The following is a 16071-nucleotide window of genomic DNA, read 5'->3' as shown; positions in this document are numbered from 1 at the left end:
GCGCCCACGCGGCGGAGCCGCAGATCAACACCGCCCCGCGCCCCTACGGGGCACTGCATGATCCGCCGGACACGCCCCAGCCCCGCGGAGCGGCCCTGAGCGGCCCGCCTTGATCGCCCGCAGCAGCGCGGGCTGGGCTGGTGTCCGGCGCGGTGCCGATGTGGTTGCCGGCATCGTCGTGGAACGGCGGCTTCCCGCCACCGGCGCCCCGCCAGTACTCACCGAGCCAGCGCGCGCAGGAGGGCGCACAACGCCGTGGCGGAGAGGGTGATGACGGTGTCCGGCGCGTCGCTCTCCCGCAGGAGCAGCGAGCCGTCGCCCGTCGCCGCGACGTTGATGCAATTGCTGGCATCGCCGCTGAACGACGACTTCTGCCACCGGGGCCCGGGGATGCTCACTGATCACCTGCCGGGCCGGAACGTAGCACGCTGAGGAGTCCGCGCAGTGCCGCGGCGGGGACGTTTAGGACGGCGTCCGGGGCGGTGCTTTCCCGCAGGAGCAGCGAGCCGTCGTCCGTCACCCCGACGTTGATGCAATTGCTGGCTTGGGCGCTGAACGACGACTTCTGCCACCGGTGCCCCGCCGTGCTCATCGGGCGCCAACCGAACCCAGCCTGATCTGGCGCAACAGCGCGCCAAGGCAGCCGGGGGCGAGCGCCAGGACCACGCCAGGGTCGTCGCTCTCCCGTAAGAGGCAGGTCCCATCCCCCGTCGTGGCGACGTATATGCAGTTCGACGCGTCCGCGCTGTACGACGACTTGCGCCACTGGTAGCCGAGCACACTCCACCTCTCACATGCTGCGCAGCGGGTCATGGATGAAGTCGCGCGTCTCGACGGCGCCGAGGGCGCTCTCCTCCATCCGTTCGACCAGGGCCATGTACTTGGCCAGCTCCGCTTCGGCGTCGACGAACTGGCAGCCGTGAGCGGCATCGAGCTGCACGGTGTCGAGCTGCGGAACGGGGCCAAGGACATAGTCGAACGGCTGACCGGTGCCTGGGAATGCCCCGCGGCTGAACGGGATCACACGGATGGTGACGTTGCTCAACTCGCTCATCTCAAGCAGGTGTCGCAACTGGCCGCGAACGGTGTCGGCGCCGCCGAACTGCATCCGCAGCGCCGCCTCGTGGATCACTGCGGCGTACGGCACGGCCCTGTCACCGTGCAGCACCGCCTGGCGCTTCATTCGGTGTGACAGGCGATGTTCGACCTCGAACGCACGATAGGTGGGCGCCCCTGCCTGGATAACGGCCCGAGCATGGTCGAGCGTCTGCAACAACCCCGGCACATGCATCACCAACGCCACCCGCAGCGCACACGCATGATGCTCCAGCTCCGCCAAGTCCGCGAAGCTCGCGGGCAGGTACTCGCGGTACTCGTCCCACCAGCCCCTCGTCCGGCCACCCGTCATGTCCGCCAGTGCGTCGATCAACTCGTCGTCCGCACACGCGTACGCGCGCGCCATCGCGCGCACGCGGTCCGCGCTCACCGCGTAGCGGCCGGCCTCGATCATGCTCATGCGTGTCTGCTGGAAGCCGAAGTGTGCTGCCGCGGCCGTGGAGGACAGCCCCGCGCGCTCGCGCAGCTTGCGCAGTTCCGCGCCAAGTCGGCGCTGTCGGAGGGTTGGTGGATTCGTGGGCCGCATGAGCCCCAACTGTAGGGCGGCGCACCAAAGGGCCCCGTCACCCACACGAGCGCTTTTTGCATCCCTCCCACCGAACCGCTGGTAGGCGTATCAGCACCTGCCCTACCGTCGTGTCCTCCCACCCGCCGCCCCCGCGGAAGCGCACCGGAGCCTCGGCCCCCGGCAATGACACCGCACCACACAGCGGCACCCCGCACAGCTCGCGCGCAAGGAGCCACCCATGGCCGACGCATCACCGGAGAACCCCTGGTCCTACTCCCTCACCCTCCCGCATGACGCGCGCTCCGCGCGCATCGCGCGGCTCACTTTGCGCGGCGTCGTGGAGAGTCACGGGCTCGACGAGCTCGCCGATGTCGTCGAGCTCGTCGTGAGCGAGCTCGTGACCAACGCCTATCTCCACTCCGACGGGCCCGCCGAGATCCGTTTGAAGCTCGTCGGGCCCTCCACCGTCCGCATCAGCGTCTGGGACACCAGCCCCGACATCCCCGAGCCCTTCATGCGGCCCGTCAAGCTGGGCCGGGGTGCCGTCCCCGCCGTCGACACCGACGCCGACGGCGGCCGTGGGCTGCTCGTCGTGCGCCGGTGCGCCGGCAACTGGGGCAGCTGGGGTCTGGACGAGGACTTTCCCGGGCTCACCGGGAAATTGCTCTGGTGCGAGGTGGGGCGGGAGGGTGCCCTGGTGGGCGCCCCATGACCGGCCCCTCTGTGTGACCTTCTGTCCGACCTTCTACGTTCACCGCACATGTCGCGTGATCGTCGCGACTCCCCCGAGCGCGTGTCATACGGGAAACGCTAGAGGACGGTGTCGGCCATTGGGAAAAACCACGCCACAACGACCGGAAAACAACCTCAAGTTGCCCGTTTTCTTGTGCAGGCGCACGTTCAACTGCACGTGCATTCACTCGTTCACCCCAGCGGCGGCGGCTCCGTCGGTGCCCCCGGCAGCCGTACGCGCGCAATCGTTCCGCCGCCCTCCGCCCGGTCCAGCGTCGCCTCGCCGCCCGCCTGCCGTACCGTTCGGGCCACGATCGACAGGCCCAGGCCGCTGCCCGGCATGCCGCGGGCCGACGGCGAGCGCCAGAAGCGGTCGAAGACGTGCGGGAGTTCGTCGTCCGGGATGCCGGGGCCCTCGTCGCACACCGTCAGCTCGCCGTTCGTCAGCCGCACCTCGACCGTGCCGCCCCGCGGGCTGAACTTCACCGCGTTGTCGAGGACGTTGACCACCGCCCGTTCCAGCGCCGCCGGCTCCGCCCGGACGTACCACGGGTCGATGCGCGCATCGATGCGCAGGCCCGCGCCCGCGGCGCGCAGACGGGCGCGTTCCAGGGCGCGCTCCGCCGCCTCGTGGAAGGCGACCACCTGCGGTGGGCCGTCCGGGGGGCCGTCCGGGCGGGAGAGCTCCTGGAGGTCGCCGATCAGCGCCGCCAGCTCGGTCATCTGGGCCCGGACGCTGGCCAGCAGCTCCTTGCGGTCCTCCGGCGGCAGCGCCCGGCCGGTCTCCTCGCTCCGCGCCAGCAGGTCGATGTTCATCCGCAGCGAGGTCAGCGGCGTGCGCAGCTCGTGCCCGGCGTCGGCGATCAGCTGCTGCTGGCGGTCGCGCGACGACGCGAGCGCCGCCGTCATCGAGTTGAACGACCGCGACAGGCGCGCGATCTCGTCCTCCCCGTCCACGGGGATGCGCACGGCCAGGTCCTCGGTCTGCGCGATGTGCTCGACGGCGTCGGTGAGCCGGTCCACCGGGCGCAGCGCCGCACGTGCGATGCCCAGGCCGGCCATGGCCGCGGCCAGCGCGCCCACCCCCGCGGTCACGACCAGGACGACCGCCAGCGACTGCAACGGCTTGTCGATGTCGCTGAGCGGCTGCGCGACGGAGACGGCGGCGTTGCGGAGCCGGTCGTTGCGGGAGGTGGCGACGCGGAGCCGGGTGCCGTCGGCGGCGCGGGCGTCGTGCAGCACCTGGTTCTCGCGGCCGTCGAGGACGGCGAGGTCCTCGGCCTGCACGGTGATCGGCGACTTGCCGGGCGTCGTGCACACCACGCCGTTCGCCGTGATGATCTGCACGGTGTACGCGTTGGGCGCGGGTGGCAGGCCGGGCGGCCGGGCACCGCAGTTGCTCAGCAGGTTGCGCAGGTAGTCCTCGTCGGGCTGCACGTTGGTGAGGGTCGTGTCGCGCTGGTTGCCCAGCTGCTCCTTGGCGACGAACCAGCAGGCGCCCGCGGCCAGGGCCACCGCGACGGCGACGGCCGCGGCCGTCAGCAGCGCCAGGCGGGAGCGCAGCGGCAGGCGGCGGAAGCGCGTCAGCCAGCCGGACGGACCAGCACCGGACGACCCCGCACCGGGACCGGACCCCGTGGCGGTGCTCATCGCGTTCTCACTCCGTCCCGCCCTCGGCCCGCAGCACGTACCCCACCCCGCGCACCGTGTGCACGAGCCGCGGCTCGCCGCCGGCCTCCGTCTTGCGGCGCAGGTACATCACGTACACGTCCAGGGAGTTGGAGGAGGGCTCGAAGTCGAAGCCCCAGACCGCCTTGAGGATCTGCTCGCGCGTGAGGACCTGCCGGGGGTGCGCCAGGAACAGTTCCAGCAGCGTGAACTCGGTCCGGGTGAGCTCCACGCGCCGGCTGCCGCGGGTCACCTCGCGCGTGGCAGGGTTCATGCGCAGGTCGGCGAAGACCAGGTCCTGGTGCTCGGGCGCGCCGGCGGTGTCGCCGGCCGGCGCCGCGTAGGAGCTGCGGCGCAGCAGGGCGCGGATGCGGGCGAGCAGTTCGTCCAGCTCGAAGGGTTTGACGAGGTAGTCGTCGGCGCCGGCGTCCAGGCCGGTGACCCGGTCGCCGACCGTGTCGCGGGCGGTCAGCATGAGGATGGGCAGGGTGACGCCGGAGGCGCGCAGCCGCCGGGCGGCGGTGAGGCCGTCCATGCGGGGCATGAGGACGTCGAGTACGACGAGGTCGGGGACGTGGGCGGCCACCTTGTCGAGGGCGTCGAGGCCGTCGACGGCCAGCTCCGTGGTGTAGCCCTCGAACGCGAGGCTGCGGCGCAGCGCCTCGCGCACGGCGGGCTCGTCGTCCACGACCAGGATGCGGGCGGCGCGGGCGGGCTGGTCGCCGTTGCTCATGGGCGGGCTCTGCCTCTCGGTGTCGTCGGGGCCTCCTGCCCACACAACCTACGCCTGACCTGGGCCGGTGTCCGGCCCCGGCCTACGCGTTGCCGCCCGCGCGCAGCTTCTCCAGGTCGGCTTTGACGGTGTTGACGGGGATGGCGAAGCCGAGGCCGACGCTGCCGGCGGTCTCGCTGGAGGCGCCGCCCGCCGGGTACATGGCGGAGTTGATGCCGATGATCTCGCCGTTCATGTTGATCAGGGCGCCGCCGGAGTTGCCGGGGTTGAGGGAGGCGTCCGTCTGGATGGCCTTGTACGTGGTCTTGGACGAGCCGGTGTCGCCGTTGTACTGGTTGCCGCCGAACTCGAACGGCCACAGCGGGGAGCCGCCCTGCCGGCGGCCGCCGCCGCGGTCCTCCTCCTTGGAGACGGTGACGTCGCGGTTGAGGGCGGAGACGATGCCGCTGGTGACGGTGCCGGTGAGGCCCTCGGGCGAGCCGATGGCGACGACCTGGTCGCCGACGCGGAGCCGGCCGGAGTCGCCGAGCTTGGCGGCCTTGAGGCCCTTCGCGCCCTGGATCTTCAGCAGGGCGAGGTCCTTGTCGGCGTCGGTGCCGACGACCTTGGCGGTCTTGCTGCTGCCGTCGCTGAGGGTGACCTTGACGGTGTCGGCGCCGGCGATCACGTGGTTGTTGGTGACGACCTCGCCGTCGCCCGTGATGATCACGCCGGAGCCGGTGGACTGGCCGGAGTAGGTGGCGGCCTTGATCTCGACGATGCTGGGGCTGACGGCGCCCGCGACGGCGGAGACGCCGGTGCCCTTGGCGGAGACGTTCTGCACGGGCGTCGAGGCGCTCGTGCCGTGGCCGCCGCCGGTGAGCTCGCCGACGAGCGCGGCGGCGCCACCGCCGGCCAGGGCGGAGACGAGGGCGCACGCGGCGACGAGGGCGACGGGGCGCGGGGCGCGCCTGCGCCGGTGCGACTGCTCCGGGTGCGCGGGGGCCGGCTGCGCCGGGAGCTCCTCGAAGTGGGCGTAGCGCGCGTGCGGGGCGTACGCCGGGGGCGGCGGGTACTGCGGCGTCTCGTCGGTCATGCCTATGACTGTGCTCCGCGAATCTGAGAACAGTCTGAGGGAGCGGTGAGGATGCGCACAGAAGCGTGTACGCGCGCCGTAAGAGGTTTGATCCCGCGAGAGTGGATCAAGCCCGCAACCCGCCGGCCGGGGACGGTCTAGCCGCAGCCGCAGGAGCGGCGGATCACCAGGCGGCTGGGGAACTGCTTCAGCCGCTCGCGGCGCGTGCCCGCGATGCGCAGCGAGTCGTCCAGCACCAGGTCGACTGCGGAACGGGCCATGGCCTGCCGGTCGGAGGCGACCGTGGTGAGCGGCGGGTCCGTGAGGGCGGCTTCCTTCACGTCGTCGAAGCCGGCGACGGCCAGCTCGCCGGGCACGTCGATGCGCAGTTCGCGGGCGGCGCGCAGGACGCCGATGGCCTGGTCGTCGGTGGCGCAGAGGAGGGCCGGGGGGCGGTCGGGGCCGGAGAGCAGCTCCAGCGCCACGCGGTACGCGTCGTAGCGGTTGTACGGAGCCTGGAAGAGGCGGCCCTCGATGGACCGGCCGGCCTCGCGCATGGCGCGCCGCCAGCCCTCGACGTGGTCGGTGACGGGGTCGCCGACGACGGGGGTGCGCTCGGTGCCGCCGAGGCAGGCCACGTAGGGGTGGCCGTGCTCCAGCAGGTGGCGGGTGGCGAGGTGGGCGCCGCCGATGTCGTCCGTGACGACGGCGACGTCGTCGATGGCGTCGGGCCGGCGGTGCATCAGCACGACCTTGGCGTCCCAGGCGTCGATCTCCATCGCGGCCGTCTCGCTGGGGCCCTGGCTGATGAGGATGAGGCCGGAGACGCGCATGCCCAGGAAGGCGCGGAGGTAGTGCACTTCGCGCTCGTCGAGGTAGTCGGAGTTCCCGACGAGGACCATCTTCCCGCGCTCCGCGGCGGCCTGCTCGACCGCGTGCGCCATCTCCGCGAAGAAGGGCTGGCGCGCGTCCGGGACGATCAGGCCTATGAGGTCGGTGCGGCGCGAGGCCATGGCCTGGGCGACCCGGTCGGGCCGGTACCCCAGCTCCTTGATCGCGGCCAGCACCCGCTCCCGCGTCGCCGGTGCCACCGGGCGCGGTCCGTTGTTGATGACGTAGCTGACGACCGCGGTCGACGTACCCGCCAGTCGTGCCACATCGTCCCGCGTCACCTTGGCCACGCGCGGCAGTCTACGCGGGTCCACCTACCGCTTCACCGGTCGAGCCGTCCCGGCGTCGACGGCCGCCCGCGCCTTCTTGGCGGCGGCCGGTGATGCGGCGGAGGGCTTGTCCGGGTTCGCGGTGTTATGCGAGGCGTTCGATTCGTTCGAATCGCTGACCCTCTCTGATTTATCCGCCTTCTCCGGCTTTTCCGACTTCTCCGGCAGCACAAAGCGGTAGCCGACGTTCCGGACGGTGCCGATGAGCGACTCGTGCTCCGGCCCCAGCTTCGCCCGCAGCCGCCGTACGTGCACGTCCACCGTGCGCGTACCGCCGAAGTAGTCGTAGCCCCAGACCTCCTGGAGGAGCTGGGCCCGGGTGAAGACCCGCCCGGGGTGCTGGGCGAGGTACTTGAGCAGCTCGAACTCCTTGAAGGTCAGGTCGAGGACCCGGCCCTTGAGCTTGGCGCTGTACGTGGCCTCGTCCACCGAGAGGTCACCGGTACGGATCTCCATCGGGCTGTCGTCCGCGGAGATCTGCTGCCGCCCCATGGCCAGCCGCAGCCGGGCCTCGACCTCCGCCGGGCCGGCGGTGTCGAGCAGTACGTCGTCCACCCCCCAGTCGGCCGTGACGGCCGCCAGGCCGCCCTCGGTGACGACCAGGAGGAGCGGGCAGCCGGGGCCGGTGGAGCGCAGCAGCTGGCACAGGCTGCGCACGTGGGGCAGGTCACGCCGGCCGTCGATCAGTATGACGTCGGCGCCCGGGGTGTCCACCAGGGCCGGGCCCTCGGCGGGGGCCACCCGCACGCTGTGCAGCAGCAGACCGAGGGCGGGCAGCACCTCGGTGGACGGCTGCAGGGCATTGGTCAGCAGCAACAGGGAGCTCATCGGCGGGCACCGGCCTCCCCGTGCGCCGGCCGTGGCCGGCCGGGTCCGTGCTGTCGTGCGCTTCGCTCGCCCATGACGTCGGCTCCTCCTCGTTACGAGGACGTGTGGGGCACTGCTCGTCCACTGCTCTCGTGCAGGCCACGGCTCTCGTGCGGCCCGCTGCTCTCGTGCGGTGTGCGGTCCTCCGCGCACAGACGCGTCCGAATCCACAGAATGCACAAAAGGACCCGGGGGCCTCTCTGCCCGGATCCTCTCTGCGCAGCAGAATAACCCAGGTGGCTTCCCCGGGCCCGGGCGACTTTGCAGGACCTTGTGTTTCGTCGGTCACTTCGAGTGGTCATCGCATCGCGCCCTTGACGGTCGCGCCCGGTGGGAAACCGCGGGGCGGCCGCCCGGCCGGCGGTGCTCCGCACGGACAGTCTGCCGCGCCCGCCCGGCCCCGGGCCAGCGCTACCATGCCGCCGCCGCCCGCCCGTGGGGGCGGTACGGACAACGGCGGGCGCGCACGAAGGCCGCGCGCGCCCGCTCCCGCACCGGCGTACGCCGGTAGCAGCCACCGTTCGCCTAGGCCTCCACCACCGGCTCAGCGAACTGCGCCGCGTACAGCCGCGCGTACGCACCGTCCGCCGCCAGCAGCTCCTCGTGGGCGCCCTGCTCGACGATCCGGCCCGACTCCATGACGAGGATCACGTCCGCGTCCCGGATGGTGGACAGGCGGTGCGCGATGACGAAGCTGGTGCGGCCCGTCCGCAGCCGGCCCATGGCCTGCTGGATCAGCACCTCGGTCCGGGTGTCGACGGAGCTCGTCGCCTCGTCCAGGATGAGGATCTCCGGCTCGGCCAGGAACGCACGCGCGATGGTGATCAGCTGCTTCTCACCCGCGCTGACGTTCGAGCCCTCCTCGTCGATCACGGTGTCGTAGCCGTCCGGCAGGGTGCGGACGAACCGGTCCACGTGGGTGGCCTTCGCCGCCTCGACGATCTTGTCCATCGAGGTGCCCTCGGGGGCGCCGTACGCGATGTTGTCCGCGATCGAGCCACCGAACAGCCAGGTGTCCTGGAGCACCATGCCGATGTGCGAGCGCAGCTCCTCGCGCGGCATGGCCGCGATGTCGGTGCCGTCCAGGGTGATCCGGCCGCCGCCCACCTCGTAGAACCGCATCAGCAGGTTGACCAGCGTGGTCTTGCCGGCGCCCGTGGGGCCGACGATGGCCACCGTCTGGCCCGGCCGCACCGTGAGCGACAGGTCCTCGATGAGCGGCTTGTCCGCCTCGTAGCGGAACGACACGTTCTCGAACGCGACCTCGCCGCGCACCCGCTCCGGACGCTTCGCGTCCTTCGCCTCCGGGCTCTGCTCCTCGGCGTCCAGCAGCTCGAAGACCCGCTCGGCCGAGGCCACCCCGGACTGCACCAGGTTGGCCATCGACGCCACCTGCGTCAGCGGCTGGCTGAACTGGCGCGAGTACTGGATGAACGCCTGCACGTCGCCGATCGACAGCGAACCGCTCGCCACGCGCAGCCCGCCGACGACGGCGACCAGCACGTAGTTGAGGTTGCCGATGAACATCATCGCCGGCTGGATGATGCCGGAGATGAACTGCGCCTTGTAGCCGGCGAGGTACAGCTCCTCGTTCTCCTGGCGGAACGCCTCCGCCGACTCCTTCTGCCGGCCGAAGACCTTCACCAGCGTGTGGCCGGTGTACATCTCCTCGATGTGCCCGTTCAGCTTGCCGGTGGACTTCCACTGGGCCACGAACTGCGGCTGCGCCTTCTTGCCGATCCGGGCGGCCACGATCACCGACACCGGGACGGTGACCAGCGCGACCAGCGCCAGCAGCCACGAGATCCAGAACATCATCGCCAGCACGCCGACGATGGTCAGCACGGAGGTGATGATCTGGCTGAGGGTCTGCTGGAGCGACTGCGCGATGTTGTCGATGTCGTTGGTGGCCCGGGAGAGGATCTCGCCGCGCTGCTGCTTGTCGAAGTAGCTCAGCGGCAGCCGGCCGAGCTTCCGCTCGACGTCCTCGCGGAGCCGGAAGACCACCCGCTGCACCACGGTGGTGGCGATACGGGCCTGGAAGAAGCCGAACAGCGACGCCACCGCGTAGATGCCCAGCAGCCACAGCAGCACCACACCGACCGCGTGGAAGTCGATGCCGCGGCCGGGCGTGAAGTGCACGCCGGACAGCACGTCGGCGATCTTCCCCTGCCCGTGCTGGCGCATCTGCTCCAGCGCCTGGGCCTTGTCGATGCCGGCCGGCAGGCTCTTGCCCACCACGCCCGAGAAGATCAGGTCGGTGGCGTGGCCGAGCACCTTGGGGCCGATGACCGCCAGCGTCACGCTGGCGACGCCGAAGAACAGCGCGAGCCAGATCAGCGCCCGCTCGGGGCGCAGCAGGCCCAGCAGCCGGCGGCTGGAGCCGGCGAAGTCCATGGACTTCTCGGTGGGCTGGTTGCCCATGAAGCGGGCCATGCCGGTGGCCGGGGCGGGACCTCTGCGGGGGGCGGCACCGGGCTTGCCGCCGGGCTTGCCGGCGGGGCCGCCCGGCCCGGGTATGCCGTCCGCCGGTCCACCGGCCTTGGGCTCGGCGGCCTCCCCGGCGGGTTTCTGCGGGGCGCTCACGCCGCTTCCTCCTCGGTGAGCTGGGACAGGACGATCTCCCGGTACGTGGGGTTCGTGCCCATCAGTTCGGTGTGGGTGCCGGTGCCGACGACACGGCCCTCGTCGAGGACCACGATGCGGTCGGCGTCGCGGATCGTCGACACGCGCTGCGCGACGATCAGCACCGTCGCCTCGCCGGTCTCCCGGGCCAGCGCCGCGCGCAACCGCGCGTCGGTGGCGTAGTCGAGCGCCGAGAACGAGTCGTCGAAGAGGTAGATGTCCGGCTTGCGGACCAGCGCACGGGCAATGGCGAGGCGCTGCCGCTGGCCGCCGGAGACGTTGGTGCCGCCCTGGGCGATCGGGGCGTCCAGGCCGCCCTCCATCGACTCGACGAAGTCACGGGCCTGGGCGATCTCCAGCGCGTGCCACAGCTCCTCGTCGGTGGCCTCGGGCCGGCCGTAGCGCAGGTTGGAGGCGATGGTGCCGGAGAAGAGGTACGGCTTCTGCGGGACGAGGCCCACGGCGCCGCCCAGCGCGGCCGGGTCCAGCTCGCGCACGTCGACACCGCCGACCGTGACGGTGCCGGCGGTGGCGTCGGACAGCCGCGGCACGAGGCTCAGCAGCGTGGACTTGCCGCTGCCGGTGGAGCCGATGACGGCGGTGATCTCGCCGGGCCGGGCGACGAGCGAGACGTCCTTGAGGACGGGCTCCTCGGCGCCGGGGTAGCGGAACTCCACGCCCGACAGCTCCAGGTGGCCACGGCGGCGCAGCGCGGAGACGGCCGTGTCCGCGGCCGGCGGCACGACGCTGGAGTCGGTGGCCAGGACCTCCTGGACGCGCTCGGCGCAGACCTCGGCGCGCGGCACCATCATGAACATGAAGGTGGCCATCATGATGGCCATCATGATCTGCATCAGGTAGCTGAGGAACGCGGTCATGGCGCCGACCTGCATGCCGTTGTCCTCGATGCGCTGCCCGCCGAACCAGACGACGGCGATCGAGGACACGTTCACCACGAGCATCACGGCCGGGAACATCACCGACATCAGCCGGCCGGCGTGCAGGGAGACGTCCATCAGTGCCGTGTTGGCGCCCCGGAATCGTTTCCTCTCGTGGTCGTCGCGGACGAAGGCCCGGATGACGCGGATACCGGCGATCTGCTCGCGCAGCACCCGGTTCACCGTGTCGATGTGCTCCTGCACACGGCGGAACACCGGGCGCATGCGCCACACGGTCAGGACGACGATGGCCGCGAGCGCGGGGATCACGGCCAGCAGCAGCGCGGACAGCTGCACGTCCTGCTCCAGCGCCATCACGATGCCGCCGACGCACATGATGGGTGCGGAGACCATCAGCGTGAACGTCATCAGGGTCAGCATCTGGACCTGCTGGACGTCGTTGGTCGTCCGCGTGATCAGCGACGGCGCGCCGAACTGGCCGACCTCCCGGGCCGAGAAGGACTGCACCCGGTCGAAGACCGCCGCGCGCAGGTCCCGGCCGATGGCCATGGACGTGCGCGCGCTGTAGTAGACGGCACCGATCGCACAGGCGACCTGCGCCAGCGTCACCGCCAGCATCACGCCGCCGGTGGTCAGGATGTACCCGGCGTCGCCCTTGACGACGCCCTTGTCGATGATGTCCGCGTTGAGGGTGGGCAGATAGAGCGTTGCGAGAGTCTGAACGAGCTGCAAGAGCACGATCAGCGTGATCGCTCCGGAGTAGGGCCGGACGTAGGTCCGGAGAAGTCGCACCAACACACAAGCAGCCTATGCGAGCTGTTCGGCACGGAGCCTCCCCTTTACCGCCGGGGGCCGGGCGGCGCGTGGCACCCGTCATCATGGAGGCGACACAGGAGCGCGGAGAAGCGCGGAGAAGCGCGGAGAAGCCGGAGAGAGGAAAGGGGCCGACCGTGGCGACGAGAGGCACGCTCCGCTACTGGGCCGCGGCGAAGGCCGCCGCCGGTACGGCCGAGGAGCCGTACGCGGCGGGCACGCTGGCCGAGGCCCTGGCGGCGGCACGGCAGGCGCACGCGGCGGAACCGGAGTTCGCCCGCGTGCTGACGCGGTGCTCCTTCCTCGTGGACGGCGACCCCGTCGGCACGCGCGACCACTCGACGGTACGACTGACCGAGGGCGGCACGGTCGAGGTGCTCCCGCCCTTCGCAGGAGGGTGACCCCGGCAGCATGAACGAACAGCATCACCGCGACCCGTACGACCCGTACGGGGAGCAGGAGCGGTACCGCTCCTACGAGTCGTACGAGTCCCACGGGCAGCCGCAGGGGCAGTCGCAGGGGCACTCCCAGGGTCAGGGCGCGTACGCCTACCCCTACGACGGGCAGCACGCGGCCGCTCCGGCCGCCGCCTGGCCGCAGGCGCAGCAGGAGGAGCAGCCGACCCAGACGTGGCAGGCCCCCACGTGGGAGACCCACACGTGGGAACGGCCGCTGGTCCCGCAGGAGCCGGCACCGGCACCCGCGCCCGCGCCTGCTGACGCGTCGTACGGCGCGGGCGAGTGGCAGACGGCGTACACCGAGGAGGCCGCGCGCCAGAACTCGCACCAGAACTACGCGCCGTACGAGCCCGCACCCGCCGCCCCGGCAGCCGCAGCTCTCGCGGAGCCGTTCGCCGAGCCCTTCGCCGAGCCGGAGCCCGAGCCCGGCCCCGAGCCCGCGCGGCCGATGACCGCGGCGGAGAAGGCGAAGGCCGAGGGCCGGCCGCAGATCCTGCCGCCGGGGCTCCAGCCGGCGCTGATCACGGCCGTCCTCGCGGCGCTGCTGGCGGTCGCCGCGCCGCTGGCCCGGCCCGTGCTGGCCGTGCCCGTGGTGCTGCTCCAGGCGGTGACGGCGGCCGGCTGGTTCCGCCTGAACGGCATGTGGCCGGCGCGGCAGGGCATCGCCCTGGCGTTCCTGGGCGGCGTGGTCGCCGACGTGGCACTGCTGGCCGTGGGCGCGAGCGACGTCGTGAAGGCACCCACCGTGCTGCTGGGGACGCTCGGCGTCTGGATCCTGCTGACCCTCGTGCTCCAGCTGCGCAGCCACGCCGGGGCGGACGAGCGGCTGTACGGCCTGACCACCGCCACGGCCTCGGCGGCCCTCGCGGTGATCGCCGCCGGGCATCTGGCGGCGGACCCCGACGCGGTGGTCGCCGGTGCCCTGGGCGTGGCCGCCGCGGTCGTCGCCGCGGCGCTGCCGCTGCCGTCCGCCGTCTCCCTCGTCGTGGCGCTGATCGCCGCGGCCGGGGCGGGCGTCGCCGGCGGCCAGCTCACGGGCATGGGGCCGACGGGCGCGCTGCTGGGCCTGGCCGCGGGCGTGTGCGCCCTGGTCGGCCGGCGGGTGGCGAGCTACGACTACCCGTCCCGCTTCGTGCACATGACGGCGGGCGTGGCCCTGCCGCTGGCCCTGGCGGCCCCCGCCGTCTACGTCCTGGGCCGGGCCCTGGCCTGATCCGGCACACCCACACGGCCGAGGGGGCCGGGCCCGGCGGGGCCCGGCCCCCTCTCGGTTACCCTCACTGGACAGGCCAGGGGGCCTGCCGGACAGAACGACACGACAGGACCGACCTGCCGATCGTGGGGGGAACGACCAGCATGCGCCTCATACGCAACCTTGTGATCACCGCTGTGGTCCTCGGCGGAATCCTCGTCGGCGCGGACCGCGCGGCCGTCTGGTTCGCCGAGGACCAGGCCGCGGAGAAGATACGCAGCAGCCAGGGCCTCGCCGCCACCCCCGAGGTCTCGATCAAGGGCTTCCCCTTCCTCACGCAGGTCGCCTCCTCGCAGCTGGACGAGGTGGAGATCAAGCTGGACCAGGGCGTCACCGCGTCGGCCGGTGACCGGACGGTGCGGGTGAGCAGCTTCGACGCCACCCTGCGCGACGTCCGCGTGAACAGCAGCTACACCTCCGCCGTCGCGGGCAGCGCGACGGGCACCGCCCACCTCTCGTACGCGGACCTCGCGAAGGCCGCCGCCGGCCAGGGCGCCGAGGACCTCTCCGTGTCGTACAGCGGGGGCGCCCCCGACGAGGTCAAGGTCACGGGCACGGTTTCGGTCATGGGCCGGCCCATGCGGGGCGAGGTGCGCTCCTCGCTGACCGTGGTGAACGGCGACACGGTGCGCGTCCGGGCCAAGGAGGTCCCGGGGCAGGGCCTGCCGGGCGCCGAGGCGGCCGTGCGCTCCCGCACCGACTTCGAGCGGAAGATCACCGGCCTGCCCAAGGGCCTCAAGCTGGAGAAGGTCGTCGCCACGCCCAAGGGCGTGGACATCACCCTCACGGGCACGGACCTCAACCTGGCGGGCTGAGCCCCGCCTCCTCCCGTCAAGGACGGCGCGCGTTCCGCTTGTCGAGACGCCGGCGTCCGCAGGCCAGTACGAATCCGGCCGCCGGGGGTCGCGGGACGACCGGAAGCCACTGCTCAGGGCCGTACGGTCCCACCATGTGGCCGAATCTGTCTCATATTCCGGCATGGCGGTGACAGGCGTCCCCCCGTCTCCCTACCATCCATCCCATGCAACGACAGGCGGATCTCACGAAGCGGCGGGCAGTCGACCTGTGCCGCGTGTCCGCCATGCTGTGTCGCCGAGTCTGACGGGGAACCGCCTCCGGCTCCCCCGGCCGCCCCGCGCGGCCCTTCCGCACCTCGCACATCTCCATCCCGCTCCATCGCACCGGCGCGTGGCGGCCGCACGCCCGCCGCGCGTCGCCGCCGGCACACACCGCACCAGCCCCGGAGGAGAAACAGCATGAGCCGCAGCGCCGTCCTCGTGGACGCCGACTGGGTACAGGCCCGCATCGACGCAGGCGACCCCAAGACCGTTCTCGTCGAGGTCGACGAGGACACCTCCGCGTACGACAAGAACCACATCAAGTCGGCCATTCGCATCGACTGGAAGACCGACCTCCAGGACCCCGTCCGCCGCGACTTCGTGGACCAGGCAGGCTTCGAGGAGCTGCTGTCGGCGAAGGGCATCGCCAACGACGACGCCGTCGTCCTCTACGGCGGCAACAACAACTGGTTCGCGGCCTACGCCTACTGGTACTTCAAGCTCTACGGCCACCGCGACGTCCGTCTGCTGGACGGCGGCCGCAAGAAGTGGGAGCTGGACTCGCGCGACCTCGTCGCCGAGGTCCCGCAGCGCCCGCGCACCACCTACAAGGCCCAGCCGCAGGACACCGCGATCCGCGCCTTCCGCGACGACGTGCTCGCCGCGATCGGCGAACTCAACATCGTCGACGTGCGCTCCCCCGACGAGTTCAGCGGCAAGCTGCTGGCCCCCGCCCACCTGCCGCAGGAGCAGTCGCAGCGCCCCGGCCACGTGCCGACCGCCGTCAACATCCCCTGGTCGAAGGCGGCCAACGACGACGGCACCTTCAAGTCCGACGAGGAGCTCGCCGAGCTCTACGCCGCCGCGGGCGTCGACGCGGGCAAGGACACCATCGCGTACTGCCGCATCGGCGAGCGCTCGGCCCACACCTGGTTCGTGCTGCACGAGCTGCTCGGCCGGCCCAACGTGCGCAACTACGACGGTTCCTGGACCGAGTACGGCTCGCTGGTGGGCGTGCCGATCGAGCTCGGCGCGCAGTAGCCGCGGAACGCGAAACGCGAAACAGAA

Annotated in this window: 17 protein-coding genes; 6 read left to right on the top strand and 11 right to left on the bottom strand. The window is 71.8% G+C overall.

Translation table 11 applies throughout. The features are described from left to right. Positions 1 to 218: 218 nt before the first annotated feature. Genes IE305_RS14460 through IE305_RS14445 form a run of 4 tightly spaced genes read right to left on the bottom strand, consistent with a single transcriptional unit; the run spans position 219 to position 1642 of the window. Entirely contained in the window at positions 219 to 398 is a 180-nt protein-coding gene (locus IE305_RS14460; RefSeq protein WP_308440248.1) for a DUF397 domain-containing protein, read from the bottom strand. Then, entirely contained in the window at positions 395 to 592 is a 198-nt protein-coding gene (locus IE305_RS14455) for a DUF397 domain-containing protein (protein WP_190129963.1), read from the bottom strand. Before IE305_RS14455 ends, IE305_RS14460 begins: the two co-directional genes overlap by 4 nt. Further along, positions 589 to 813, bottom strand: coding sequence for a DUF397 domain-containing protein (locus IE305_RS14450; protein ID WP_190129962.1), 225 nt, complete (start codon positions 811 to 813; stop codon positions 589 to 591). The genes IE305_RS14455 and IE305_RS14450 overlap by 4 nt, the downstream gene beginning before the upstream one ends. After that, the gene (locus IE305_RS14445; protein WP_190129961.1) at positions 791 to 1642 is read right to left on the bottom strand and encodes a helix-turn-helix domain-containing protein; all 852 of its coding nucleotides are present in this window, start codon (positions 1640 to 1642) and stop codon (positions 791 to 793) included. Before IE305_RS14445 ends, IE305_RS14450 begins: the two co-directional genes overlap by 23 nt. 220 nt (positions 1643 to 1862) lie before the next feature. On the opposite strand from IE305_RS14445, the gene IE305_RS14440 reads away from it, so the two are divergent. Beyond that, positions 1863 to 2336, top strand: a complete 474-nt coding sequence (locus IE305_RS14440; RefSeq protein WP_190129960.1) for an ATP-binding protein — start codon at positions 1863 to 1865, stop codon at positions 2334 to 2336. 212 nt (positions 2337 to 2548) lie between these two features. On the opposite strand, the gene IE305_RS14435 is transcribed toward IE305_RS14440, so the two are convergent. The 7 genes from IE305_RS14435 to IE305_RS14405 all read right to left on the bottom strand — a co-directional run bounded on the left by IE305_RS14435 (position 2549) and on the right by IE305_RS14405 (position 12220). Then, the gene (locus IE305_RS14435; protein ID WP_190129959.1) at positions 2549 to 4006 is read right to left on the bottom strand and encodes a sensor histidine kinase; all 1458 of its coding nucleotides are present in this window, start codon (positions 4004 to 4006) and stop codon (positions 2549 to 2551) included. A gap of 7 nt (positions 4007 to 4013) precedes the next feature. Beyond that, positions 4014 to 4757, bottom strand: coding sequence for a response regulator transcription factor (locus tag IE305_RS14430; RefSeq protein ID WP_190129958.1), 744 nt, complete (start codon positions 4755 to 4757; stop codon positions 4014 to 4016). An 82-nt stretch (positions 4758 to 4839) separates the two neighbouring features. Then, positions 4840 to 5832 (bottom strand): S1C family serine protease, encoded by a 993-nt coding sequence (locus tag IE305_RS14425; protein ID WP_190129957.1) that lies wholly within the window; start codon positions 5830 to 5832, stop codon positions 4840 to 4842. A 137-nt stretch (positions 5833 to 5969) separates the two neighbouring features. Beyond that, a complete protein-coding gene (locus tag IE305_RS14420) occupies positions 5970 to 6992 on the bottom strand; it encodes a LacI family DNA-binding transcriptional regulator (protein WP_190129956.1) in 1023 nt (340 codons plus the stop codon). A 24-nt stretch (positions 6993 to 7016) separates the two neighbouring features. Further along, positions 7017 to 7859 carry a response regulator transcription factor gene (locus IE305_RS14415; protein ID WP_190129955.1) on the bottom strand — a complete coding sequence of 281 codons (843 nt, stop codon included), beginning with the start codon at positions 7857 to 7859 and terminating at the stop codon, positions 7017 to 7019. A 564-nt stretch (positions 7860 to 8423) separates the two neighbouring features. Continuing rightward, entirely contained in the window at positions 8424 to 10322 is a 1899-nt protein-coding gene (locus tag IE305_RS14410) for an ABC transporter ATP-binding protein (protein ID WP_190130316.1), read from the bottom strand. 158 nt (positions 10323 to 10480) lie between these two features. Next, positions 10481 to 12220, bottom strand: coding sequence for an ABC transporter ATP-binding protein (locus IE305_RS14405; RefSeq protein WP_190129954.1), 1740 nt, complete (start codon positions 12218 to 12220; stop codon positions 10481 to 10483). A gap of 152 nt (positions 12221 to 12372) precedes the next feature. On the opposite strand from IE305_RS14405, the gene IE305_RS14400 reads away from it, so the two are divergent. From IE305_RS14400 to IE305_RS14385, 5 genes are all read left to right on the top strand, one after another. Then, on the top strand, positions 12373 to 12636 hold the full coding sequence (locus tag IE305_RS14400) for a MoaD/ThiS family protein (RefSeq protein WP_229890970.1): 264 nt from the start codon (positions 12373 to 12375) through the stop codon (positions 12634 to 12636). Positions 12637 to 12646: 10 nt separating this feature from the next. Further along, positions 12647 to 13906, top strand: a complete 1260-nt coding sequence (locus IE305_RS14395) for a hypothetical protein (RefSeq protein WP_190129953.1) — start codon at positions 12647 to 12649, stop codon at positions 13904 to 13906. A gap of 143 nt (positions 13907 to 14049) precedes the next feature. Beyond that, entirely contained in the window at positions 14050 to 14760 is a 711-nt protein-coding gene (locus IE305_RS14390) for an LmeA family phospholipid-binding protein (RefSeq protein WP_190129952.1), read from the top strand. Positions 14761 to 14966: 206 nt separating this feature from the next. Beyond that, complete coding sequence (locus tag IE305_RS33780) at positions 14967 to 15047, top strand: putative leader peptide (RefSeq protein ID WP_373311649.1); 81 nt, start codon at positions 14967 to 14969, stop codon at positions 15045 to 15047. Between the two features lie 154 nt (positions 15048 to 15201). Then, positions 15202 to 16044 (top strand): sulfurtransferase, encoded by an 843-nt coding sequence (locus IE305_RS14385; protein WP_190129951.1) that lies wholly within the window; start codon positions 15202 to 15204, stop codon positions 16042 to 16044. Positions 16045 to 16071: the final 27 nt, after the last annotated feature.

The sequence above is a fragment of the Streptomyces mashuensis genome (assembly GCF_014654785.1).
In the GTDB taxonomy this organism is placed as follows: Bacteria; Actinomycetota; Actinomycetes; order Streptomycetales; family Streptomycetaceae; genus Streptomyces; species Streptomyces mashuensis.
The sequence above is the reverse complement of the archived record's forward strand: the minus strand, read 5'-3'. Positions and strand labels throughout refer to the sequence as shown.

Excerpts from the sequence above, each read along its gene's own strand:
- IE305_RS14455 (WP_190129963.1), bottom strand. The coding sequence starts at position 592 with ATGAGCACGGCGGGGCACCGGTGGCAGAAGTCGTCGTTCAGCGCCCAA.
- IE305_RS14450 (WP_190129962.1), bottom strand. The coding sequence starts at position 813 with ATGACCCGCTGCGCAGCATGTGAGAGGTGGAGTGTGCTCGGCTACCAG.
- IE305_RS14445 (WP_190129961.1), bottom strand. The coding sequence starts at position 1,642 with ATGCGGCCCACGAATCCACCAACCCTCCGACAGCGCCGACTTGGCGCG.
- IE305_RS14440 (WP_190129960.1), top strand. The coding sequence starts at position 1,863 with ATGGCCGACGCATCACCGGAGAACCCCTGGTCCTACTCCCTCACCCTC.
- IE305_RS14435 (WP_190129959.1), bottom strand. The coding sequence starts at position 4,006 with ATGAGCACCGCCACGGGGTCCGGTCCCGGTGCGGGGTCGTCCGGTGCT.
- IE305_RS14430 (WP_190129958.1), bottom strand. The coding sequence starts at position 4,757 with ATGAGCAACGGCGACCAGCCCGCCCGCGCCGCCCGCATCCTGGTCGTG.
- IE305_RS14425 (WP_190129957.1), bottom strand. The coding sequence starts at position 5,832 with ATGACCGACGAGACGCCGCAGTACCCGCCGCCCCCGGCGTACGCCCCG.
- IE305_RS14415 (WP_190129955.1), bottom strand. The coding sequence starts at position 7,859 with ATGAGCTCCCTGTTGCTGCTGACCAATGCCCTGCAGCCGTCCACCGAG.
- IE305_RS14410 (WP_190130316.1), bottom strand. The coding sequence starts at position 10,322 with ATGGGCAACCAGCCCACCGAGAAGTCCATGGACTTCGCCGGCTCCAGC.
- IE305_RS14395 (WP_190129953.1), top strand. The coding sequence starts at position 12,647 with ATGAACGAACAGCATCACCGCGACCCGTACGACCCGTACGGGGAGCAG.
- IE305_RS14390 (WP_190129952.1), top strand. The coding sequence starts at position 14,050 with ATGCGCCTCATACGCAACCTTGTGATCACCGCTGTGGTCCTCGGCGGA.
- IE305_RS33780 (WP_373311649.1), top strand. The coding sequence starts at position 14,967 with ATGCAACGACAGGCGGATCTCACGAAGCGGCGGGCAGTCGACCTGTGC.
- IE305_RS14385 (WP_190129951.1), top strand. The coding sequence starts at position 15,202 with ATGAGCCGCAGCGCCGTCCTCGTGGACGCCGACTGGGTACAGGCCCGC.